This window comes from Elusimicrobiota bacterium (assembly GCA_018816525.1).
GTDB lineage: Bacteria > Elusimicrobiota > Endomicrobiia > CG1-02-37-114 > XYA2-FULL-39-19 > OXYB2-FULL-48-7.
On sequence record JAHIVV010000022.1, the window covers coordinates 1 to 23,408 of the forward strand.

Consider the following 23,408-nt stretch of genomic DNA (forward strand, 5'->3'; position numbering starts at 1 on the left):
TGAGCTTTCAGCTCATCCATTGTTAGTTTAATAGCGGCGCTATCAAGAACTTTATCATTAAACTTTTTTTTACTTAATTTGTCAATAATTTCTTTTTCAGTTTTTGCGCTGTATTTCAGGAGTTTGCAGGCATAATCGAAAGCAGTTATATTCATCTAAATTTCCACTAATTCGTATTTTCTTGAACCGAGGCCTATTTTTTCCGCATAAGCTAATTGCGCCTGCCAGTCAAGTCCCGGCCAGATCTACTTTTTTTCAATTATTTTTAAAAACTCGGCTTCAGAAAGGATCTTAACGCCTAATTGCTGGGCTTTTTTGTATTTGGAGCCGGGATTTTCGCCCGTCACAACAAAATCTGTTTTTTTAGAAACACTGGAAGTGGCTGTCCCGCCGAACTCTTGCGCCAGTTTTTCCGCTTCAGGCCTTGAAAAAGCTTTAAGTTCTCCCGTAAAAACAATGGTTTTCCCGGAAAGCAGCTGGGGCTTCTTTAAATCTTCCGGTATTTCAGGTTCGGTTGTATTTACTCCTGATTCTTTTAGTTTTTCTATAAGCGTCAAAGTTTTCGGTTGTTTGAAAAAATTTGCTATGGATTCAGCCATAACCGGGCCAATTTCATTAATCTGGGTTAATTCTTCTGCATCCGCTTTAATCAGTTTGTCAATTACACCATAATGCCGGGCCAAGGTTTGTGCTGCTTTTTGGCCTACGTGGCGCAGGCCTAAGGCGTAAAGCAGCCGGGACAACGGTTGTATTTTACTTTTTTCTATTTCTTTAAGCAAATTATCAGCTTTTTTGTCTTTAACAAGCTCAAGTTTGAAAAGGTCTTTTTTCGTGAGCGCATATATATCGTCGAAACTTTTCACTATTTTTCCATTTATCAATTGTTCCACAATAGCATAACCCAGCCCCTCAATGTCCATAGCGTCACGGTTGGCGAAATGAAGCAGGCTTCCTGAAAGCTGGGCAGGGCACGAAGGGTTTATGCACCTGTAGGCGACTTCATCTTCTTTTTCTTTCACTATATTGCCTGAACATTCCGGGCATTTATCAGGGATTTTTACCGCTTTTTCTTTTCCTGTTCTTTTACTTTCGATTACTTTTATAACTTTCGGGATTACTTCCCCTGCCCGTTCTATTAAAACCGTATCCCCAATTTTTATTCCGAGCCGTTCAATTTCGTCAAAATTATGCAGAGTCGCATGTGAAATTATTACACCGGCGCATTCTACAGGTTCCAGGTCTGCTACAGGCGTTAATGCCCCGGTCCTTCCAACCTGGACCCTGACATCAAGAATTTTTGTTGTAGCCTGCCTTGCGGGAAATTTATAGGCTATAGCCCATCGCGGAGATTTCATGGTCTGGCCAAGGGCCGTTCTCTGTTTGAGAGAATTGACCTTAATTACCATTCCGTCAATTTCAAAGGGAAGTTTATCACGCTCTTCCTGCCATTTCAGACAATAGCCGATTGCTTCGTCAATTGTTTTGAAAAGTTTTGTATTTTCTATTGTTTTTAATCCAAAATTCCGGCAAAGTTCAAGAAATTCCCAGTGTGTTTGAAAATTGATACTGCCTTTGAAGTTTCCATAGGAATGGACAAAAAATCTCAAATGCCTGGAAGCTGTTATCTTCGGGTCTTTCTGGCGCAGGCTCCCGGCGGCTGCATTGCGCGCATTAGAGAAGATTTGAATGTCTTGTCTTGCTAAAGCATAATTAATTTCCTGGAAGTCCTTCTTGTTTATAAATACCTCTCCGCGTATTTCAATTGTCTCGGGAAAACTCTTAATGTTTTTAGGCAGTATGAGAGATAATGGTATAGACCGGATGGTTTTAACGTTAAGAGTAATATCTTCGCCGGTATCGCCGTCACCCCGGGTCGCCCCGTTGTTGAGCAAACCATGTGAATAGGTTACAGAACAGCTTATCCCGTCTATTTTTGGTTCAACTACAAATTCATATTCTGTCTCGGGAATAGTTTTATTTATGCGTTTTTCCCATTCAATCACTTCTTCTTCCGAGTAAGTGTTATCCAGGGAAAGCATCGGCGAGGTATGCTTAATAGTTTTAAATTCTTTGGTAATCTCGCCTGACACTCTTTGTGTAGGCGAGTCCGGCGTTATGAGTTCAGGGTGTTCTTTTTCCAGCGCCTGAAGTTTTTTTATAAGTTTATCATATTCAGTATCGGAAATATCAGGCTGGCTCTTTACGTAATAGAGGTGGTCGTGGTGTTTAATTTCTTTTCGGAGTGATTCTATGAGGTGTTTCGTGTCAGGCATTTTTTTCCAGGGCTTTTTTTGCTTCCAATTTCACAGAATCACTTTTGTCTTTTAATGCTTCGGTCAGGGCGTTTTCGGCAGTTTTGTCGGGTAAGAATTTACTTAAAGCCCAGGCGGCGCGCATTCTTACCGAGTCCGGGGTAAGATTGTTTGATTTAAAAAATGATTTCCTGCCTTTCAGGAATTTAATCAGGGTTGGCAAAGCTCTTTTATCTCCCAACATGCCGAAGGTTATCGCTAATTCTTCCTGCAGGGTTACATTTTCAACGTTAGAAATACTTAACAGCCGGTCCAGTGCTTCTGTTTGTTTGAGTTCGCCGACTATTTTAACTACATCAGCCATCAAATCCTTATCAGATAATCTTTCTAAAAGGAGACCTCTGGTTTCCGGAGTGTTCATTTTATAGAGATGCCTGAGAATCATTTTCTTTACTATGGGATCCGGATAATCAAGGAGTTCTTTTAGTTTATCCGTAATGTTTATTGTCGTGAATTCATCAAAAATATTTATTATTTTTTTTAGTGTCTCTGTATTTGTGGTCAAATTAAGTGATTTAATGAAATTCTTTACAGCCATTTCCCCGATATTGCGCAAAGCAATAGCGGCAATTTTGCGGGTTCTATAGTCATCAGATTCTTTTATGACAGCCATCAGGGTATCACCCATTGTGTCTTCCATAAGGGACACAATTTCCATGGCATTTTTTTGTCGTTTATCTACGCCAGATTTGAGTTCAGCAATTATTAATCCGCTCAGGTCGCCCGCAAGCTTCACAAAATTGCGTCCTGTAACATCCCTGCGTTCCTTATCCCCTTCGGTTTCGGAATAAAGATGTTGTTTGATTAATTTTAGTATAGAAATGGCTTCTTCAATCTGGTTGTTTAAAATGTGCTGGAACACTCTTTTGGCGAGCAAACTTACCAGGTCCTGGTATATTTCAATATTTTTTTCTTTTTGAAATACCGCAAGAAACGTTTGTTCCATGTTCTTGAGAATTTTTTCTTTTTGGAAAATAACGAGCACGTCGTAAATTTGCATTAACGTTCTTATGGTTTCGCTTCTTACTTTCATGGAGGGCTGTTTCAAATTCTCAGCCATTTTATTTGTTATTTTCTCCGCTACTTCTGAAAGTTCAGACTGGCAAAGCTGTTTAACCATCCGGGGCAGGCTGCCGCGGATTTCAGGATCCAATAGAGACAGGCTGTCTTTTTCAAGAATTTTGTCTACCTGCAGTACCAAGGTAGGTTCTTCTTTTTTTATCCACACAGGCAATTCGTCGAGCACGCCGACATGGAGCAATTCTTCGTAAAACCGGAAAGGGATATTTCTTGCTGAGGGCGAGCTAAGTATTTTACCCAGAAAACTTTTAAGGCCGCTTAATTGCTCAAGCGCTTCAAATTCAGTTTTACTGGTGCGTTTTATGTCTTCATACCAGAGCGCGATTTCGTCAAATATTTCCCTGATTTTTTCTTTTGGAAGCGATGAAAGAACGGCCTCTTTAAGGCCGGATTGTTCTATTTTCCCGGGTAAAGGGCGGTCAAAAAATTCTTTTAAATTTGCGGGGTCCAGCGTGGCAAGTTTTTTTGCGAGCGTGTCCGTAATACCTTTTTTTGTTTTTATGTCCGGGACGGCGTCCATTGAATCATAAATTTCACGCAGGGACGCCATAAATGCCATAGGATCTCCCTGCAGGTTGTCTACCAGGGCTGAGATTTTATTAACTACCTCTTCGCCTTCTTTTATGGCAACATATTTTACCGCATCTACTGCTATGCTATTTACATTTTTTGATTTTAATACGTCCGAAACACCTCCACCGGTTTCCTTGAATTTTGTTTTATCTTTTGAGGTTATTAAGTCCATGAAAACGGAAAGTTCGGCAGGGTTTATGCCTTTTCTGAAAGTGATGCTTTGTATTTCTAATTCGGCGAGCAAGGCAAGTATGAAAGTGTCGGTAAGCGCTTTTATTTCCTGGTCGTCGATAAGCATTTTATGGTGCGATTCGTTTATCGTTAGAGTATCCTGGGTTTGGAGGTATTGTACAATTTCGGCGTGCAGTGAATTCAGGTTGTTTATGACTATCTGGCTGCCCGGAGGGTATATTTTATAGTTGCTGACTACAGATCGGAAAAGTTTAATGATTTTTCCAGCGAGCTCAATGTTTATTTGCGCCATTTCTGCTCCAACTATTTCCCGGTTTACGGGACTTCCCGGGCCTGTTTGATTTTATCCAGGATGCCGTTTACGAATTTACCAGAATCGGAAGTTGAATATTTTTTTGCTATTTCGACTGCTTCGTCAATTATCACGCTGATAGGTGTTTCGGGGGTTTTCAGGATTTCAAAGGCGCCGATCCGGATAATATTTCTGTCTATGGCTGCCATCCTGGAAATGTTCCAGTTTTGGGTATATTTATTTATTTGAGAATCTATTTCTTCGGTATTTTCCAGGGTGCCGCTTACAATCTGGTCCATAAAGCTCTTTACGTGCACATGCATAGTATTCCCATTTGTTATGATGAATGTCGCCTCTTCTTTGGTTAAATTGGCTACATCAACAACATAGAGAACTTTGAGTGCAGTTTCCCTGGCTTCTCTTCGTAATCCCATTTCAAAAAACCTGAAATTTACTCTATATTTGGCCTATGAGGTTGGCCATTTCTATTGCTGCTTCTGCTGCCTGTGACCCTTTGTTTCCGGCTTTAGTTCCGGCGCGTTCGATTGCCTGTTCCAGGTTGTCGCAGGTTAATATACCGAATATAACCGGTACGCCTGAATCAAGCGAAACCTGGGCGATCCCTTTGGTAACTTCGTTGGCGATATACTCGTGATGCGGTGTGTCACCCTGGATTATCGCGCCCAGGCATATGATCGCATCATATTTCTTGCTGCCTGCCATTTTTTTCGTTACAACCGGCATTTCAAAAGAACCCGGAGTCCAGACAACATCAATGTTTTTCTCGTCAGCAGAGTGCCTTACGAGCGAATCAATAGCGCCTTCCAGCAGTTTGCCTGTGATAAACTCATTGAACCTCGATACTACAATACCAAATTTTTTGCCTTCTGCCAACATCTTGCCCGAAAAAGTTTTAACCATCCATCCTCCTATTTTATCAGACTGCCACATTCCCTCCGAAAAACGTTCTCCTACCCGGTTCACTCTATTTTGAGCTCTAAATTTTTCCCAAGGCGCTCAAAAAAGGTTTTCTCCGGGAACGTTGCACCCTGACATTATATTGTTTTTATTAAACCGTAGTCAATAAATGCCCAAATTTCTGTTTCTTTGTGTTTAAATATTTTTTGCCCATTTTTGTGTGAAGTCTAATTTCAATCGGAATCCTTTTTATAACTTTTAAACCATACCCCTGAAGCCCGGCAATTTTGCGGGGATTATTTGTCAACAATCTTATGGTTGACAACCCCAGGTCTGCAAGTATTTGCGCACCGATACCATAATCTCTCAGATCCGGTTTAAACCCAAGTTTTATGTTCGCTTCAACCGTATCATAACCCTGGTCCTGCAGTTTGTAGGATTTTAATTTGTTTATGAGCCCGATTCCCCTGCCTTCCTGGTGCATGTATAACAAAACGCCCCTGCCTTCATTTTCAATCAGCTCGAGCGCTTTATTTAGTTGTTGGCCGCAATCACACCGAAGAGAGTGTAACACATCTCCGGTAAAGCAGGAAGAATGAACTCTTGCTAAAATGTTTTTTTTGCCTGAGACAGTCCCTTTTACCAGGGCTATATGATATTCTTTTTTAATTGTGTCCTTATAGAGATAAAGGCAAAAATCGCCGTTTTCCGTAGGAAGCCCGGTAAAGAGTTCCATTTTTATAAGTTTTTCATTTTTCCTGCGGTACTCAATCAAGTCTGCGATCGTTATAATTTTTAATTTGTGCTTTTTTGAAAATTTTAATAACTGGGGCAGGCGCGCCATTGTGCCGTCTTCATTCATGATTTCGCAGATTACGCCGGAAGGATACGTATCCGTGCCGGCAAGTTTACTGAGGTCAACTGAGGCTTCAGTGTGGCCCGATCTGACCAAAACTCCGCCTTCTTTATAGCGCAACGGAAATATATGGCCGGGTTTTATTAAATCCTCAGGTTTTGTTTTCGGGTTCAGGATAGTTTTTATCGTCAAAGCGCGGTCATGCGACGATATACCGGTTGTCGTTCCTTTTTTGGCATCAACGGAAACAGTGAAAGCCGCTTCTTTGGCTTCCTGATTATTGTCAACCATCGGGGAAATTTTCAATTCATCCAGCCTTTTACCTTCAACGGCGACACAAATAAGGCCGCGGCCGTATTTTGCCATGAAATTTATTTTATCAGGGGTTATTTTATCCGAACAGCAGACCAGGTCACCCTCATTTTCCCTGCCCGGATCGTCGACAACAATAACAATTTTGCCTTTTTTTAAGTCAGAAATTGCCTCGGGAATTGTTGCAAATTTGGTTTTCATCTTATGAAGCCCGTCCTTTTGAGCAAATCAAAAGAAATTTTTCCGGTTTCTTTCTGGTTTTGTCGGGATTTTTCCAAATATTTTGCCATTATGTCTGTTTCCAGGTTGATAGTATCTCCGGGTTTTTTGAAATTTAAAGTTGTGTTTTTTAGAGTATGAGGTATAATAGCGGCAGTAAATGAATTTGAGTTTTTGATATCAGCAATTGTAAGACTGATACCGTCTACAGCTATAGAGCCTTTCCTGACAATGAACTTGTTGAGTTCTTTCGGGTATGAAAATTCAAACATTTTTGAGTTTTTATCATTTTTAACGGATACTATTTTACCGATACCTTCAATATGCCCTGTTACAATATGTCCGCCAAGCCTGGAATCGTTTTTAAGGGAGCGTTCAAGGTTAACCCTGGAGCCGGATCTTAATTCACCCAAATTGGTCAGTTTTAAGGTCTCACCGGACACATCAGCCCAAAAGGTATATTTTGAGGTTGATTGGGAGCTGATTTTGGTTATTGTCAGACAGGCCCCATTTATGCTTATACTGTCCCCTATTTTGAGGCCGTCAAGGCTGGTTGAAGCCTCCAAACCGGGCTTACCCGCCTTGCTAATTGTGCCCAAATCTTCAATTATTCCTGTAAACAAGAAAAACTCCTATTTTTTGATTTTTGCTGATATCATCAGGTCTTCACCGGACTTATTAACAACCCAATTAGTCAGATTTATCGATTGTTCAACCAGATTTACTCCTATTCCTTCAACTGGTGTAATAGCATCCTTGCCGCCTATAACTTTAGGGCTTACAAAGCACATGATTTCATCAGCGATACCTTGTTCAATGGCTTGAGCGTGTGTGTTGCCGCCGCCTTCTATTAATAAGGAAGCCACACGCTCTGCGGCCAAATATTTAATAAGTTCCTTTAAGTTTATGATTCCTTTTAAATTTGAACGTATACCAACGCAATATTGATACTTTTTACAAATTTGTTCAAGTTTAGGTTTAAGTAATTTGTCTTTTGATTTATCATAAAATATGATGGTTTTGGATTCCTTATTTAGTACATTTGAATTTAAGGGTATTCTTAGATCTGGATCTATTATTAACCTTACAGGGTTTCTCCCTTTCCCATGGGTTGTAAGGTATGGGTTATCCTTTAAAACAGTGCCTATTCCTACTAAAATAGAGTCAATTTGGCCCCGCATCCTATGAACCAGATCACGGCTGGTTTGAGAACTTATCCACTTTGAATCCCCAGCCTCTGTGGCTATCTTCCCATCTAAGGACATAGCCCATTTTAGAGTAATATAGGGTAGTTTTTGGGTTACCCATTTTATATAGGCCTTATTCAGTTCTTTAGCTTCAGACTCCAGTAAGCCGGTTGAACATTTTATACCGTTTTTTTGGAGTATTTTTACCCCCCTGCCATTGACTGCCGGGTTTGGGTCTTTCATGGCTATGAACAACCGTTTTATGCCTGAATTAAGTACAACTGGTACACAAGGGGGTGTTTTCTTTTTTGTATGACTGCAGGGCTCCAGGGTGAGGTACATGGTTGCTTTGTTCAGGGGCTTTTTTACTTTGGATAAAGCTTCGATTTCAGCATGAGGTCCGCCAAAGTATTTGTGGTAACCGGTTGATATTATTCTGTCACCTTGAGTAATAACACAACCAACCATAGGGTTTGGGCTTACTCTGCCTGCGCCCTTTTGGGCTAACTTTAACGCCAACTGCATGAATTTTGTGTCTTTGTCCATCGGATCCCTGCCCAAAAACCAAGATGGAAGCGGTTTTTGGGTTTCGCCCTGCTCAAAAAAAATCCCCGTAAAGATATTCATCCTTCGGGGTTATATGATAGCAGCTATATTAAACTGATTTATTTTATTCTTCTACCATCCGGACTATACCGTCGGCACAGAAATTCCATCTGTTCAACCCCGGCACTTTGACCGGAGTTCGCGGGCTTTCGCTCCACGTTTCACTTGGAGCCTCAAACCGCCGGTGAGGATCTTCCCCTCGCCCCGAAGAATACCTAAACATATTACAAAAATATATAAAGAAAGTCAAGAATTATTTGATAAAATTCAAGTTACTTTTTTTTTGTTATTTCTTCAAGTTTGCTTAACGCGGAAACCCTGGCATTCTTATCAGGTATTTTTTGGATCCACTTCCTGGTTTTATTTACATCAAATGGTTTTTTTAGATTAAGCTCAGGGAAAAACCCGTATTGCTTCTTTTTTCTTGTAAAAAGATAAAGACAGTCAGCCAATGCTTTTTCAGGTTCGGCTATAAGAAAACTCTCTGACCCCTTATACCAGCCAAACCCCGCGAAAAATTTAGGGGATATTTTATGCACAATAAATGTACCAACTGTTGTTTTTATTTTCCTCGTATGGGCAGTTGAAGCCAGAGTTATGGTTTGCGGAATCTGTTCAATAATTCCATGCAGGTGTAAGGCGCTTAAAAAAGAAACATATACCCTGCCTCCCCTGAAAAGATGAGGGATAACCATATAGGGGCTCAATGGTTTATCCGCCGCTTCAACCCAGATCCCGCGATAAATCTTTTTTGCGATAGTATGCTGGCTGAGATAATTGAGTGCCTGGCTTACAGCGGACATGCTTTTACCGGAAATGTCGGACAGCTCCCTTGTAGTAAAAACAGGCCGGCCAAGTCTTCTGATATATTCAACCGTTATTGTTTTGGGCATATAAATTCCGTGATTTTTATTTTAATTTCGTCCCATAAATCAGGATTTTCATAGGATACCCTGGCTTCCTCGGTAAGATAGTTCAATACGGTATCCCTATATTGATGAAAACTGACAGAAAATGTATTATTGCATGCAGCATCTTTCACGGCTGCCGGGGCTTTTATTTTGCCAAGGCCTTCGGGTAACCGGGTAGATAGGATGTAAAGATCAAAAATGTCCCGGGCCTGAACTATACTTCTGCCTGCCAGGGCATATATTTTTTGCAAGGCTGCGCTTTGAATATCATAATGACTAACTATCAACGGGGAAATCATATAACCGCGAAGAATCTTTTCTGAAACAGACTCTACTACAGATTTACCTAAAGTGTCCCGTCGGGAAAATTCTATTTTCGTAAAGAGGTCTTCCCCCCGGGAAGCTAATATATGTATTTTAAAACGCTGAGTGGTTTCGGTTTGTTTTGCTTTTGCAATATTGGGTAGTATTATTTTCTCGATACCGAACGGTTTAATTTCGTTCAATAATGCTTGTGAATCAAGTATTTTCATAACAATATCCCGCAAGGCGGCAACCTTCACGGTATTAACATCTATATCCATATCTTCTGAATATCTTATATTATTGAAAAATAACCGCATATTTACCCCGCCCTTAAGGGCGTAAAAATTGGGTCTCAGCTTTAATGAAAGCAGGCGGAGAAATTCAATATGAAATACTTCCCTTATTTGCAGATTGTCGTATAAATGGTTTTTCATATATGTTATGTTATTTAGCTATAACTAAACAATAGAACATATTACGCAAAATGTCAATACTTGCTATTACAGGTGTTGGTATAAGATTTGATAAAATATTTTTAATATTATAAAATCGGTGTTACAAAAGTTCAAAGGAGCCAAAATGTTTAGACCTGAGATTAAGGTAATTGACTGCACCATACGTGACGGCGGATTAATGAATAAATCCAACTTCACAATTGAAACCGTAAGGAATGTATACAAGGCAGTATGTGCTTCAGGAATAGATATCGTAGAACTCGGGTACCGAAACAGCAAACAGCATTTCTCAGTAAAGGAATACGGTTTGTGGCGTTTTTGCGACGAAGAGGATTTAAGAAAAGTTGTTGATGGCATTAAATCAGAAAAAACAAAGATAGCCATAATGCAGGATTCCCATAAGGCTGTTTCTGAAGATGTGCTCCCCAAAAAAGACAGTGTGGTTGATGTTATCCGCGTTGCCACTTACGTTAAAGACATTGATAAAGCAATCAAACTAGCCAACAACGCCACGGAAAAAGGGTACGAAGCAACTATAAATATAATGTCTATTTCCCGCGCCCTTGAACGTGACCTGGATGAAGCTCTTGCGCAGATTGAAAAAGAAACGAAGGTATCGGCTGTATATATTGTAGATAGTTTCGGCTCGCTCTACAGTGAAGATATGGATTATTACGTAGATAAATTCAAAAAATACATAAAGAACAAAGAAATCGGCGTTCATTGCCACAATTCCACCCAGCTGGCTTTTGCGAATACTATCGCAGGGATTATCCGCGGAGCGAATTATCTGGATGGAACACTTTACGGTCTGGGAAGAGGCTCCGGCAATTGCCCAACGGAATTGTTATTGAGTTTTCTTAAAAACCCCAAGTTTGACAGCCGGCCGCTTTTTGATGTTATAAGCAAAGAAATAATGCCTCTAACCAAAAAAATTACCTGGGGCTATTCAATTCCCTATATGATTGCCGGCTCGCTTAACCGCCACCCGCAGGCGGCCATGGATATGATGGACTTGCCTGACAATAATCCTGAAAAGTTTGAGTACCGGAAATTCTACGAAAAGCTTACCGAAGAACAGATGGAAGATTAAATTTAATCACAAATGTTTTTGGAAAATTAAATTTAATGCTTTCAATGCGAATACAGGCAGGTCTTTAATGCGGGTGATACGCCAGGGTTCCTGCGCAAATCTGTAAAACCATTCCAGCCCAAGTGCTTGCATCCAGCCCGGCGCCCTTTTCAATTTTCCTGATATAACATCAAAGCTTCCGCCAACCCCCATTATAATAGGGATGTTTATATTTCTCAAGTTTTCGAAAATCCATTTTTCCTGGCGCGGCACGTCAAGGCCGACAAAAACTATAGCTGCGTTAGATTGTCTTATTTCATTGAAAATATTAACTTCCTGTTGCGGTTTGAAAAAACCGTCATGAAAACCTGCAATGTTTATTCCGGGGAACCTTGTTTTAAGTTTTTCTACAGTAATTTTTACTATTTCCGGCTTACTTCCTAAAAGAAAAATTTTCCAGCTGTGAAGCGCAGCCATTTCACAGATTTTTAACATCAGGTCAATGCCTGGTTTCCTTCTTGGTTTTTGGTATTGTTTTCCGGAAAGCAGATAGATTAATGCTGCAATACCGATAGAGTCAGGAAGCACAAGCCCCGCGTTAACAATTGAATTTTCAAGTTCCTGGTCCCGGCAGGAAAAATTGTACATCAAAGAATTGAATGTAACTATTTGGGTGGGTTTTTTGTTTTGTATAAAGGAGTCAATTCGGGATAGAATGCTTTCCCAGGAGAGCAGATCAACAGGAATTTTCCCGATGTAAATTCTATCTGCAGTTTTGTGCATTAATTAGCGGTTTCTTCGGGTTCTCTTTCCGCGATCAATCCGGGTATTTCCTGTTTGTGAAGCCGGATAGAAATAATTTTCGATATGCCGAATTCTTCCATGGTTACGCCATAAAGTATATCCGCTGCTTCCATGGTGCGTTTATTATGGGTAATCATAAGGAACTGAGAATTGGCAGAAAATACTTTGATTATATTAATGAATCTCGTAACGTTTGATTCATCAAGAGGCGCATCAACCTCGTCCAGAATACAGATCGGCGAAGGCCTGACCATAAAGAATGCAAACAGGAGAGCTATTGCCGTAAGGGCTTTTTCTCCGCCTGAAAGCAGGCTGATGCTTTGAAGTTTCTTGCCCTGGGGCTGGGCTACAATGTCTATGCCGGATTCCAGCAGGTTGTTTTCATCCGTAAGAATGAGGTCTGATTCCCCTCCCTCAAATAACTGGCTGAAAAGCTTCTTGAAGTTTTCCCTTACTTTATCAAAAGTTTCATGGAAACTTGCCTGAATCGAAGAATTTAGTTTTGTTATAGCCTGGCGCAGGTCTTCCTCGGCTTTTATCAAATCCTGCTGTTGCTCAAAAAGGAAGTTATAACGTTTTTCCAGGTCAGTATATTGTTCCTGCGCGGTCAGGTTCACAGGCCCGATGGACTCAATCCTGCGCCTTAAACGGATAATTTCATCAGGGTCAACGGCAATGTTGATATAACTGTCTTTCACATCTGCGTATTCCAGCCCCGCTTCTCTTAATTTGGTTTCAAAATTATTCTTTTCTATTTCTTTTGTTTTCTGGATTATCTGTAAATCGTGTATTTTTTCTGAAAGTTTGGTGATTTCATTTCTCAAATGGTTAAGCTGGTTTTGTTTCTGCTCCAATATTTTGTAAACATTATTTTGCTGAAGTTTAAGTTCAGAAACTTTTTTATCGAATTCAGCCCTGGATTCGTAAAGTTTGTCAATATTTTTTGATTCTGCAGCGAATACAGTTTCCTGTTCGATGATTCTTTCCGAAAGGGATTGAATTTCATTGGTAGACTGCAAATATTGATCCTGCTGAAGCTTCAGGTTTGAATTAAGCGTTTCATATTCGCGTTTGTAGGATTTGAGCCTTTCTTCAAAAGTTGAAAGGCTTTTTGCTGATTCTGTGAATTCGCTGCCTGCGCCAGCTTCCTTGTCCTTTAACTCATTGACAGACAGTTCCAATTGGGTCATTTCAGTCTGGGCAGTAATTGTATTTTTTTCGATTTGAGCAAGTTCGTTTTTAAGCAAGGGTGAGTTTTCTTCTAATTTAAGTTCCTCTTCGCTAAGGTGCTTGATTTCTGACTGTATTGTTTCTTCCTCTATCTTGGAGAGGTCAAACTGTCCCGATTTATTTGATAATTCTTTTTCAAAAACAGCCTGATTAAAGGCTAATTGCTGAAGTTCGTCATATTTCTGCTTTTGCAGCTGGACTAATTCAGAAATCTCTTTTTCCTTTGATTGAAGAGTTTCGTTATTCGCGTTTTCCTGCGTTTTAAGGTTTGCGATTTGTTCTTCAATCTCCTTGCATTCTATTTCCGGGCTTACTTGTTTTGTTTCATATGCTCCGCCGTGCATTACAGTTTCCTGATAAACCGTGTTGCCTGAAAAATAAGTGTTATTAAAGACAAACCGTACAAGTTTTTCCCATTTAGGGTCATAGGTTACTGCGGAACTGATAGGTTTTTCTGTTCTTAGCTCGCCTAAAAAGTTTTTCCACGCGGAATGAGTTTCAGGAAGAGACTCGAGTATTATGAAAGTTGCGCGGCCTTTTTTGTTTTGTTCAAGATGTTCAATGACGGTTTTTGCATCCGTAAGCGTATCACATAAAAGGTAATTTAATTTATCCCCGAGCAGGTTGGAAACAAGCTCTTCATGCAGGTCATGGATGCTCAAAATGCTGTTTAGCGTTCCATGAATTCCCTGGAAATTACTGGACAGAATATAATGGACCGTGCTTAATTGCGGGTTTTTCTGCTGAAGTTCGCGCACTGCAACCATTTTTGAATTTAATTCATAATATTTCTGCTTGATTGCGTCTTTTTCCAGCTCAAGGATTTCAATTTCTTCTTTCAAGCCGGAGATTTTAGAGTTTAAACTTTCATGTTCCTGTTTTGCGGCTGAAAGAGTTTCATTCGACTGGTTTTGCTGCGCGCGCAGATTCCCAAGTTCTTTTTCGATTGAAAGTTTTTCATCAGAAACTTTTTTCAATTCCTGGTTCTGAACGGAAATATTTGTTTTTGTAGCTATAGCGTTATTGCTGATAGTTGCAATATCGTTGTTGATTTGTGTTTTCTTGTCGACCAGCTCAAAAACATAGCTGTTTAATTTGCTGATTTGCTGGGTGTTTTTTGTGATTTCAGATTTTATATTTTCATAATTGGATTTTTTCTCTTCGTAATAGCGAGTGTGTTCGTTAAAAGTTTCTTCGGCTTTCTGGAGCTCAGAATTAATGGTGTTTATCTGGTTTTCAAGTGATTTGCGCGTTGAATCAAAATTGCTGATATTATTAGTCAGGGTTTCTTGTCTTTCCTTGAATTCCTTGACCCTTACCTGCGAAATTTTAACGCGTTCTTCCAGCTGGGCTATTTCTGTATCTATCTGGCTAAGCAAGGAGTGATTATCTGCAAGGTCTTTTTCAATGGTTGTTTTTTCTACCTGTATATTTGATACGTCGGCTTCAAGCTGGTCTTTAAGTGTGTTTTTTTCAAGAGCATTGTTGTTAAGTTCTTCCAGTTGCGATGTAGCAGGAGCGAGCTCGCTTTCAAGCGCTGCTATCTTTTGGGTTGTATCAGCTGTTTCAAGGGTACGCAGTTCTTCCTGGTTTTTCTGGTAAAGTTTTGCTTTTCTTACGGCGCTTTCAAGGGAATTTATCTGTTCTTTTATTACGCCGATAATGTCATTAACGCGGTTCATGTCCTGGTGAACCCTGTCCAGTTTGCGCAAGGTTTCTTCGCGGCGCACTTTATACTTTGATACTCCGGCTGCTTCCTCAAAAATGGCCCTGCGTTCTTCGGGTTTGGCATTTGTAATCAGCTCAACCTTGCCCTGTTCAAAAATGGAGTAGCCTTCTCTGCCTACGCCGGTATCCAGGAACATGTCACGAATATCTTTCAAACGGCACTGCACTTTGTTGATATAATATTCGCTTTCACCGGACCTGAATAATCTTCTGGTTATCGTAACTTCAGTATAATCTATAGGGAGTATGTTGCTTGAATTATCAAAGGTAAGCGAAACTTCTGCCAGGTTAAGGGGCGCTCTTGTTTGTGAGCCGTTAAAAACTATTCCCATCATTTGAGGGGTACGAAGGGAGCTGGCGCTCTGTTCGCCAAGGCACCATCTGATGGCATCAACAACGTTCGATTTGCCGCAGCCATTGGGTCCGACAACTGCTGTTAATTGCTTGTCAAAGGTTAGGTGTGTTTTGTCAGCGAAAGATTTAAAACCGCATAATTCAACTGCTTTTAAATACATTTAATTGACCCCCCTGAAAAGGTTCTAACGATTCCATATACAACTATCTTTTGCTGTTAAGTATATAACATTTACCATTTGGATGTCAATACTTATATAAAAATAAATATTTTAACGTTTTGTGGGTAACTTTTGTGGATAGTGTGGATAACTAAAAAAGAAGCTCCCATTTGGAAGCTTCTTTTTTAGTGAAATTAAGTTGAGAGAAAAAGAGTAACTATTTTATTTTTTTTATTGTAAGTTTTTTGATTGTGACAGCAGCAGTGGGTTTGTCATGGCTGTCGCGGGGCACAGCAACGATTTTTTGGACAATAGCGTAATCCGATACGACTTCCCCGAAAATTGTATGTTTCCCATTCAGCCAGGGCGTAGCCGCGCAGGTAATAAAGAACTGGCTGCCGTTTGTGTTGGGGCCTGCATTTGCCATGGCAAGTTTCCCTGGTTTATCAAAAACATAATTAGGCACGATTTCATCATCGAATTTATAACCGGGCCCGCCGAACCCTGTTCCTAAAGGGTCTCCGCCTTGTATCATAAAATCAGGAATTACTCTGTGGAAAATAGTCCCGTCGTATAAAGGTTTTTTTTCTATCATTTTCTGGTTTTTCTGGTCAAACCATTTCTTTTTGCCAGTTGCCAGGTCAACAAAATTTGCCACGGTTTTAGGTGTTTCTTTTTCGAATAGTTTGCACACTATTGTGCCCATTGATGTTTCAAAGGCTGCATAGAGGCCTTTTTCTTTCGTCCAATTCACCTTGTCCGCCGCAAAATCTGTTCCATTTAACATGATAATAGCTCCTAGTACTAATAAAATTTGCTTTTTCATAATTTCCGCTCTTTTAGTCGTCGTTAGAAACCCTGCCAAGGGCTTTCCTAAAAGATTCAATCTTTAAAACTGGTTTGCGCCTTGCTGATTTTAGCAGTAAAAGAAAAAACATAACTGCCATAAGGTTTGCAAAAAGCAGTAAAAACATTGAAAAACCCCCGTCGCTGTGGCGCTCTTGTTCTGTGTTGTTCATGGCCGCTTCCTTTTTATAAAGTAGTTTCGTAGACCCGGTATTTTTTATAAACTTTTCCGCCAAGCATTTCAGCCGCGCGGCACATCATTATGTTATCTTCAAGTATCCAGGAAAATTCTCCCTGAGGATACCCCAGCTTCATTACGTTTTTTACTATTTCATGATACATCAAGCCTTCTATCCCCTTGTTTCTATATTCCTTTATAACGCCCATAATCATTACACGGATAGCTTTGATTTTGCTTTTGTAATACAGGAATTTGAGTATTTCAATGGGCCCCAGTTTACCGTTAAGTTTTTGTAAAACAAAGTTGTAGTTTGGAACGGCAATTAACATGCCTACCGGTTTGTCTTTTGAGAACGCTAAAAAAACCAGTTCAGCCACGATGAGTGATTTCAATTTTTCACACTGGCCGAAAAATTCTTTTTCTGTCCAGGGCACAAAACCCCAATTCTTTTCCCAGGCGTTGTTATAAATCGAATGTATGTTTTTCACTTCGTTGGAATAATCCTTTACATTTATGGTCCTTACGGTAATGTCCGGGTTGTGTTTTCTTACGGCCTGATTAATACGGTCCAGCCGCGCGCGCGGCGCATCTTTCTGGTCCATAAAATAGGCGTATAAATCTTTTGCTTTTTTCAGCCCGCACTTTTCCATAAGTTCAATATAATATTTCGGGTTGTGCGGCATCATCAGAAACGGCGGAGAATCGAAGCCCTCAAGCAAAAAGCCCATTTCATCATTTGTTGAAGGAGCTGTAGGGCCCATCATCTTAACCATGCCTTTTTCTTTAAGCCATTTTGCTACAGTGCCAAGCATTTCTTTAGCTACGCTGACATCGTTTATACATTCAAAAAAAGCAAAAAAACCGGCCTTTTCTTCCTGGAATTCAATATAATTACGGTCTATGATTCCCGCTATTCTGCCGACAACCTGTCCGTCATCCATCTCGGCAAGAAAATATTTGCCTTCGGCGTGTTCCCAGAAAGGATTTTTCTTAGGGTTCAACAGGGCCTGCATGTCCCCAATTAACTGCGGCACCCAATGGAGGTCAGTTTTGTAGACTTTCCAGGGGAATTTTATGAATTTCATCAAATCATGTTTGTTTTCAACTGTTTTAATTTTCATTTACCGAACCTCCAGAATAAATTTTTCATCCATTTTTTTGAGCCGGCGCTTATTTCTTTTGAGCCTATTTTTAAGCCTTTAAAACCCTTGAAAAGTTTTTCTTTCGGGATTTTATCAGTTGCTTTTCTTGGTTTATAGGTTCCGCTGATTATTCCCATATGTTTACCGACTTTTTCAAATGCATTTAATACACGATCCAGATGCTCATCTGTATGGATTGCCATATAACTGGTCCTGATTATGGCTTCACCTTCCGGTACTGCCGGGCTGATAACCGGCGAGCAGAAAACGCCTTCATCATAAAGAAGCCGCCACATCTGGAGGGCTTTCATATTATCGCCTACATGGATTGGTATAATCGGCGTGGTGCTGTCTTTTGTATTAAAACCCAGGGCTTTAAAACCATCGAGCATTTTGCGGGTGTTTTCCCAAAGTTTTTCTCTTCTTTCCGGCTCCTGCTGGATAATATCGAGTGATGCATCAATAGCCGCTACCTGCGCGGCCGGCAGGCTTGCCGTAAATATAAGAGACCTGGCAGAATGTTTGATGTAATGGATGACTTCTTCGCGTGCCACTATAAATCCGCCGATGGATGCAAGTGATTTTGATGCCGTTACCATAATAATATCCGGCTCAGGTTCAAGGTTGAAATGTTCTGCGGTTCCCTTGCCATTTTTGCCTAACACGCCGAGTGAATGGGCATCGTCTACCATAACCCTGGCGTTATATATTTTTCCGAGTTTTACTATTTCCGGGAGGTTGCAAATATCCCCCTCCATGCTGAATATGCCGTCAACAACAATAAGCTTGGGAGTGTCGCGGAATTTCGAAAGAAGCCGTTCCAGGTCATCCATATTATTATGGCGGAATCTTAACATCTGCCCAAATGACAGCCGGCATCCGTCGATTATTGAAGCATGGTCAAGTTTATCCGTAATTACATATTCCCCTTTTGTAACGAGCGTTGAAATTGCTCCTAAATTAGAATGATGCCCGGTAGTGAAAAGAAGCGCCGCTTCTTTGCCGATAAATTTTGCGAACTTTTTTTCAACTTTTTCATGCAGATCTGTGTTCCCGCTTAAAAATCTTGAACCAGTACAGCTTGTTCCGTATTTTTTTATAGCGTTAATAGCGGATTCAATGACTTTTGGGTGTTGGGTTATTCCCAGGTAATTATTTGAACAGCAGATTATCTTTTTTTCGCCGTTAATAAGAACTTCCGGTCCCTGGGCAGTTTCAATTTTGTGAAAATACGGATAACACCCGGAGGCCATAACTTCGCGGGCGGTTGTGAATTTCAGGCATTTGTTAAAAAGGTCAGACATTCTTTCCCCTTTAATACCCCATGTCACGCGCTAAGAAGCGTATGGGGTACATTTCCTTATTATTTCAGCACCAAAATCTAAAGGTATTGATTTTGGTATTTCGTCCTACTCAGCCATTTATTTTGAATGTACCAATTATATGTAATTTTAGCTCCGTTTGCAAGTGAAGTAAAAGTGAAGTTAAAATCTTGTTCAGTTTTTGAACTATCACCCAGCCAGTATTGCTGGCAGAATTCTTTGATTTTGTCCCTATTAAAAGGAGATGCTTCATTTCTTATAAGCCTCATAGCAGTTTCGGATGTAATCGCTGCAAATTTTATGAACCAGGCCGGTAATGTGAAAATGAGAACCTTTTTACCAATTGCTTCGCCTATTATTTTCCCAATCTCATGCCAGGAATAATGCTGTTTTTGCGCAAGGAAATAAATATTACTTTTGAATTCATTTTTTGTCAGTATCAAATTGCAGATTTCTATGAGGTCACTGATAAAAAGCAATTGAACATAACAATTTTTCCTCCCGGTAAGAATAGGAAAAAATCCTTTCGAAGCCATCTGGAAAAAAGTAAAAATATCTTTATCGTAAGGGCCGTATATGGCCGCCGGCCTCAAAATCGTAACCGGGATTTTATCCTTGAATTTCAGTACTTCGCGTTCCCCCATCATTTTGCTCCTGCCGTAATCGGAAACAGGACCGCAAAGGCCGTTCGGGTCTTTTGGATCTTCCAGATTTATGCACGGCCCCATAGCCGCCTGAGATGAAACATAAACAAAACGTTTTATCGAAGGGTTGTATTTGTGAACAGCTTCAATCAGGTTTTTTGTACCGGTTTGGTTTATATCATATAAAGTTTTAATGTTTTTTGCGCGAAGGGCCCCGGCGCAGTGGAAAACAAAATCAATATCTTTGACTGCCTTTGTTAAAGAAGCAGGGTCAGCTATATTTCCGTACCGGATTTCAACAGGAATATTTTTAATTTCCGACAGGTTCTTATGTATCAGGCAACGTACAGAATGTCCGCCGGCTACGAATTTTTGCGCGAGATTAGTGCCTACAAACCCATTTGCGCCGGTAATTAGTATTCTTGACATAATTTAAGGTATTTATTTCCTCCGGTATGCCTGAAGGAAGGAATCACAATAAATGTTTTTCCCGGAAAGAAGTTCTGCAGTTATCATTGCATCCATAAGGTCTTTATCCAAAGGGTTAACTATGGCGGCATCAAGCCCTGATGCAATTGCCATTACAAGAAATGTCCTGTCTATAAGCTGCCTTACATTTGTCCCCTGGGAGACGTTTGAAAGGCCTAAGATTGTTTTTGGAGAAGGGTCGCAGAGCAATTTTGTCTGTTTTATAGTTTCCAAAACCGCAGGTGCATGCTGTTGCGCTACATTTACCGGCAGTATTACGGCATCTATGTAAAGATTTGAAGGGTCTATTTCAAACTCCATGGCTTTTGCCATTATATTAGCCGCTATTTCTAACCTGCCTTCAGCATGGTTGGGTATTCCTGCTTTATCGATGGTGAGCGCTATTATTTTTGAATTATGTTTTTTTGCCATGGGCAGAAAAATGTTAAGTTTTTCTTCCTCGCCTGTCGTAGAGTTTAAAAAGCAGTTTTCGCCGGCCAGGCTTAATCCTTTATCCATAACGTCGGCTTTTGTGGTATCAACCGCCAATGGGGCTTTAGTTACTTCCCGTATTGTATTTATAAGCCAAACCATGTCGTTAAGCTGGTCAGCTGACGCAGGGCCAACATTTACATCTAGTACATCCGCGCCGGATTCAAGCTGTTTTTTTACTATATCCTGGATTATCTGTTTATTTTTTGTCTGAATCGATTCTCTTATACTTTTAAACATCCCGTTAATTTTCTCGCCGATTACGATCATAGGCCCTCCACTAACTTATACGTATCCCTAGCGATAATTATTTTTTCATCGCGGGGAATTACAAATATCTTTATTTTTGACCCGGGTTTGTTTATTGCCGCTTCTTTGCCGTTGAATTTTTTGTTTTTGGTGGAATCAAGTTTTATTCCTAAATGTTCCAATTCAGCGCAAACCATTTTCCTGATAACGTCCGAATTTTCGCCGATGCCTCCGGTAAAACAAATTGCATCAAGCTTTTTAAACAGGAAATAGTAGGAACCCAGATATTCACGTAACCTGTAAACAAACATATCGATCGCTAATTTTGCTTTCTTGTTTCCGGAAAGCATTTCCTTTACATTGTCGAGCATTTCGTCCGATACGCCGGCAATGCCTAATAAGCCGCTTTCCCTGTTTAGCAGCGCATCAATGTCCTGGATTCTCCAGCCTTCTTTTAATAAATGGAATATTACTCCGGGGCTGATAGTTCCTGAGCGTGTCATCATCATTACGCCGTCAAGCGGAGTGAAACCCATTGAAGTATCAGCAGAAACGCCGTTTTTAACGGCGCATAAACTGGATCCCTGGCCCAGGTGCAATGAAATAATATTGGTTTTATTCAGCGGTTTTTTCAGCAGTATAGCTGCTCTTTCGGCAACATGTCTGTGTGAAATGCCGTGAAATCCGTATTTTCTCATTTTGAATTTTTGGTATACATTTTCTGAAATCGGATACCTGTAAGCGACTTCGTTTAAGGTTTGATGAAAGGCAGTGTCGAATACAGCAACCTGGGGTTTACCTGGAAGCAGCTGCTCAATTTCTTCTATGCCTTTAAGGTTGTATGGGTTATGCAAAGGGGCCAGCTCAAAATTATTCCGGATTTCTTTTTTTACTTCTTCATCAATAAGCGCCGATTTAAAATATTTTTCGCCGCCATGTATTATCCTATGCCCGACAGCGGCAATTTCGTCGGATGAATTAATAATTTTATGTTCGGTTGTTATGATGATCCTTATAATTGCATCTACGGCGGCTTTATGGTCCAGAATAGACTCTATAGCCATAAGTTCTTCGGTCATACCGCGGCATTTATAAGTAACCAGAGCCGTATCAAGCCCGACTTTTTCGATAACACCCCCGCAGAGTTTTTCCTCTCCGGGCATCTCAAAAACGTCAAAATCTATGGAATGGACGCGGGTGTTTAAAACAAGGATTTTCATTTATCAATAAACGGAGGCCGGATCCTTTGAAGCGTCTATCCGGATTGTTTTTTTAGTTTCAGTGAATGCTTCTTTTGAAGGCCCGGAGTTCTTTTTTTCGTAACTGCATTTAGGGCATTTCATCTGTTTAAGTTATTTATTGTTTGTTTAATGGTTTTAATTGTTTCCGGGTGTTCAAGAACAAGCACGTCTACCCCGGCTTGAAGATAACCGCTGGCACAGACAATTTCCCATCCGAGTGCTCTTTTATGAAGTTCACCCCAGGTTGGCTGTTCGTCAAGAGGTGTTTTTGCTTCTTTGGTTTTCCAGGTTTCTTCAGCTATCATGTTGATAATTGGTGTCGCCATATTTTTGTCTCCGGCAAGGCCTGCCAGCCGGCAGCGCTCCATAATTGAATAGCAGTATTCAAAACCGTAACCTAACCCGCCAGTTGTGTGATGCATTGCAATTCTATCAAGAGGCAAACCCATATCCGAAATTAAAATATTCAGTTGTTTTGCCAGATTAATATCAAGAGGAGATTCCGCGATAACGCTATGGCCTGCTGCAAGCGCTGCAGCGGTAATTGTTTTGTAGTTATCTTTTGTTGCCATCCCTAAAAGAATTTTTTCGCCTTTTGCGGCTTCTGCAATTGCGGGCAAAATTTCCTGGTCTTTCTCAGGATGGCCGCAACCGATTATAATAAGAGGAAGTTTTGTTGCGTTTAGAACCTTTTTAACTGTTTCCGCAGCGTAGGCAGCGTTACTATTATTTTTGTCCGGATGGCAGGATTCAAGGCGCAGGCAAATAAGGTCTGCTCCCCATTCCTCAGCTTTTTTTGACCATTTAACTACATCGTTTACAATATCTTTGAATTCTTCGGCTATTAAAGGCCATTCTTCCGGGATTGTATCCCAGACTTCAACCGCTATTACAGGTTTATTGGGTATTTCCCCGTCCGAGCATAAAAAAGGAAGAGCGCCTTCGCCTCCGATTTTTATTTCTTTTGAACGAGTCCCTCCGCCAATGATAAGCTCAGAAATTGTCGATACTGATTTTTCTAATAATCTTTCCATTTTATACCTTCTTAAGACCCCATGTTACGCGCTAAGAAGCGTATGGGGTATATTTCCTTAAATGAATTTATATAACGCACTTCATTGGTGTCCAAATTAGCCGAAAGCAAATGTTTGTTGTAAGCTGTTAAGATTAGCCTTGCTCTTTTCATGAAACGGAGCGTTTAGCCAATCCCAAAGATTTCTTCTGGCAAAAAGGTTCGTTGGAAGCACAGAACACA

The 23,408-nt window shown here is 40.4% G+C and carries 20 protein-coding genes and 1 riboswitch; of the genes, 1 reads left to right on the plus strand and 19 read right to left on the minus strand.

All coding sequences use genetic code 11. The annotated features are described in order from the left end of the window. Positions 1-245: 245 nt before the first annotated feature. The 9 genes from ligA to KKH91_02650 form a co-directional block, all read right to left on the minus strand. The gene (ligA, locus tag KKH91_02610; GenBank protein ID MBU0951709.1) at positions 246-2,273 is read right to left on the minus strand and encodes an NAD-dependent DNA ligase LigA; all 2,028 of its coding nucleotides are present in this window, start codon (positions 2,271-2,273) and stop codon (positions 246-248) included. Further along, positions 2,266-4,449, minus strand: coding sequence for a hypothetical protein (locus KKH91_02615; protein MBU0951710.1), 2,184 nt, complete (start codon positions 4,447-4,449; stop codon positions 2,266-2,268). Before KKH91_02615 ends, ligA begins: the two co-directional genes overlap by 8 nt. A 23-nt stretch (positions 4,450-4,472) precedes the next feature. Then, positions 4,473-4,883: a transcription antitermination factor NusB gene (nusB, locus tag KKH91_02620; protein MBU0951711.1), complete on the minus strand. Its 411-nt coding sequence runs from the start codon at positions 4,881-4,883 to the stop codon at positions 4,473-4,475. A 22-nt stretch (positions 4,884-4,905) separates the two neighbouring features. Then, positions 4,906-5,370 (minus strand): 6,7-dimethyl-8-ribityllumazine synthase, encoded by a 465-nt coding sequence (gene ribE / locus KKH91_02625; GenBank protein ID MBU0951712.1) that lies wholly within the window; start codon positions 5,368-5,370, stop codon positions 4,906-4,908. Positions 5,371-5,518: 148 nt separating this feature from the next. Beyond that, positions 5,519-6,736: a bifunctional 3,4-dihydroxy-2-butanone-4-phosphate synthase/GTP cyclohydrolase II gene (locus KKH91_02630; protein ID MBU0951713.1), complete on the minus strand. Its 1,218-nt coding sequence runs from the start codon at positions 6,734-6,736 to the stop codon at positions 5,519-5,521. Further along, positions 6,733-7,377, minus strand: coding sequence for a riboflavin synthase (locus KKH91_02635; GenBank protein MBU0951714.1), 645 nt, complete (start codon positions 7,375-7,377; stop codon positions 6,733-6,735). Before KKH91_02635 ends, KKH91_02630 begins: the two co-directional genes overlap by 4 nt. 9 nt (positions 7,378-7,386) lie before the next feature. Beyond that, positions 7,387-8,568 (minus strand): bifunctional diaminohydroxyphosphoribosylaminopyrimidine deaminase/5-amino-6-(5-phosphoribosylamino)uracil reductase RibD, encoded by a 1,182-nt coding sequence (ribD, locus tag KKH91_02640; protein ID MBU0951715.1) that lies wholly within the window; start codon positions 8,566-8,568, stop codon positions 7,387-7,389. Between the two features lie 42 nt (positions 8,569-8,610). Next, a riboswitch (FMN riboswitch) is annotated at positions 8,611-8,763 on the minus strand. 56 nt (positions 8,764-8,819) lie between these two features. Continuing rightward, positions 8,820-9,440, minus strand: coding sequence for a hypothetical protein (locus KKH91_02645; protein ID MBU0951716.1), 621 nt, complete (start codon positions 9,438-9,440; stop codon positions 8,820-8,822). Then, positions 9,425-10,198, minus strand: a complete 774-nt coding sequence (locus KKH91_02650) for a nucleotidyl transferase AbiEii/AbiGii toxin family protein (protein ID MBU0951717.1) — start codon at positions 10,196-10,198, stop codon at positions 9,425-9,427. The genes KKH91_02645 and KKH91_02650 overlap by 16 nt, the downstream gene beginning before the upstream one ends. A gap of 145 nt (positions 10,199-10,343) precedes the next feature. On the opposite strand from KKH91_02650, the gene KKH91_02655 reads away from it, so the two are divergent. After that, positions 10,344-11,312 carry an aldolase catalytic domain-containing protein gene (locus KKH91_02655; GenBank protein ID MBU0951718.1) on the plus strand — a complete coding sequence of 323 codons (969 nt, stop codon included), beginning with the start codon at positions 10,344-10,346 and terminating at the stop codon, positions 11,310-11,312. Between the two features lie 6 nt (positions 11,313-11,318). On the opposite strand, the gene KKH91_02660 is transcribed toward KKH91_02655, so the two are convergent. The 10 genes from KKH91_02660 to KKH91_02705 form a co-directional block, all read right to left on the minus strand. Next, complete coding sequence (locus KKH91_02660) at positions 11,319-12,074, minus strand: WecB/TagA/CpsF family glycosyltransferase (protein ID MBU0951719.1); 756 nt, start codon at positions 12,072-12,074, stop codon at positions 11,319-11,321. Continuing rightward, entirely contained in the window at positions 12,074-15,568 is a 3,495-nt protein-coding gene (locus tag KKH91_02665) for an AAA family ATPase (GenBank protein MBU0951720.1), read from the minus strand. Before KKH91_02665 ends, KKH91_02660 begins: the two co-directional genes overlap by 1 nt. A gap of 217 nt (positions 15,569-15,785) precedes the next feature. Beyond that, the gene (locus KKH91_02670; GenBank protein ID MBU0951721.1) at positions 15,786-16,394 is read right to left on the minus strand and encodes a peptidylprolyl isomerase; all 609 of its coding nucleotides are present in this window, start codon (positions 16,392-16,394) and stop codon (positions 15,786-15,788) included. 13 nt (positions 16,395-16,407) lie between these two features. Beyond that, positions 16,408-16,587, minus strand: coding sequence for a hypothetical protein (locus KKH91_02675; GenBank protein MBU0951722.1), 180 nt, complete (start codon positions 16,585-16,587; stop codon positions 16,408-16,410). Between the two features lie 13 nt (positions 16,588-16,600). Further along, positions 16,601-17,716: a hypothetical protein gene (locus KKH91_02680; protein ID MBU0951723.1), complete on the minus strand. Its 1,116-nt coding sequence runs from the start codon at positions 17,714-17,716 to the stop codon at positions 16,601-16,603. After that, positions 17,713-18,990: a pyridoxal phosphate-dependent aminotransferase family protein gene (locus KKH91_02685; protein ID MBU0951724.1), complete on the minus strand. Its 1,278-nt coding sequence runs from the start codon at positions 18,988-18,990 to the stop codon at positions 17,713-17,715. Before KKH91_02685 ends, KKH91_02680 begins: the two co-directional genes overlap by 4 nt. 128 nt (positions 18,991-19,118) lie before the next feature. Continuing rightward, on the minus strand, positions 19,119-20,132 hold the full coding sequence (locus KKH91_02690) for an NAD-dependent epimerase/dehydratase family protein (protein MBU0951725.1): 1,014 nt from the start codon (positions 20,130-20,132) through the stop codon (positions 19,119-19,121). A gap of 12 nt (positions 20,133-20,144) precedes the next feature. Further along, a complete protein-coding gene (locus KKH91_02695) occupies positions 20,145-20,933 on the minus strand; it encodes a dihydropteroate synthase (protein ID MBU0951726.1) in 789 nt (262 codons plus the stop codon). Then, positions 20,930-22,132, minus strand: a complete 1,203-nt coding sequence (locus tag KKH91_02700) for an acetate kinase (GenBank protein MBU0951727.1) — start codon at positions 22,130-22,132, stop codon at positions 20,930-20,932. The genes KKH91_02695 and KKH91_02700 overlap by 4 nt, the downstream gene beginning before the upstream one ends. A 119-nt stretch (positions 22,133-22,251) precedes the next feature. Beyond that, positions 22,252-23,187, minus strand: a complete 936-nt coding sequence (locus tag KKH91_02705) for an acetyl-CoA decarbonylase/synthase complex subunit delta (protein ID MBU0951728.1) — start codon at positions 23,185-23,187, stop codon at positions 22,252-22,254. Positions 23,188-23,408: the final 221 nt, after the last annotated feature.